General features: G+C 79.9%; 1 protein-coding gene. It reads right to left on the bottom strand.

Annotated features, from left to right (window positions below; genetic code table 11):
- Positions 1-529 (bottom strand): HAD-IA family hydrolase (locus ABEB16_RS17675; RefSeq protein ID WP_345713532.1); only part of this gene is annotated, 529 nt, incomplete at its 3' end.
- Positions 530-647 lie beyond the last annotated feature (118 nt).

Genomic DNA, 647 nt, shown 5'->3' on the forward strand with positions numbered 1-647 from the left:
CGGACACCAGCCCGGCCGGGGCGTCCTCCACGACGAGGCAGCGGCGCGGGTCGACCCCCAGGCGCTCGGCTCCCAGCAGGTAGGGCGCCGGGTCGGGCTTGCCGCGCTCGACGTCGTCGAACGTCACCCACGCCCCCGGCTCGGGCAGCCCGGCCGCGCCGGCGCGGGCCAGCGCCAGCGGCACCGTGCAGGAGGTGACGACCGCCCAGCGCGGGCGCGGCAGCTGCGCCAGCAGCTCCACGGCCCCGGGCAGCCGGACCACGCCCGTGACGTCGGCGACCTCCAGCTCCGTGATGCGCGCGGCCCCGGCCGCCACCCGCTCCGGCGGCAGCAGCTCCGCGACGATCTCCGCGGCGGGGCGGCCGTGCCCGTGGGCGGCCGCCAGCTGCTCACCGCTCACGCCGTGCTCCTGCGCCCAGCGGGTCCAGCAGCGCACGATGGCGGTCGTGGAGTCGACGAGCGTGCCGTCCATGTCGAAGAGGACGGCGTCGAAGGTGCGGTCGGCGAGAGCGGTGAGCGGGTCGTCCACGCCGTGAACCCTACGGAGCCGACCGCGGCCGGCCGGGACCGCCCTGCGGTGGCGGCTCCGCCGGCCCTCCGCGGCCGCCCGCCGCCCCGCGGCGCAGCCGGACCGCGTGGCGGGCCGC

The sequence above is a fragment of the Kineococcus glutinatus genome, assembly GCF_039542765.1.
Taxonomy (GTDB): domain Bacteria; phylum Actinomycetota; class Actinomycetes; order Actinomycetales; family Kineococcaceae; genus Kineococcus_A; species Kineococcus_A glutinatus.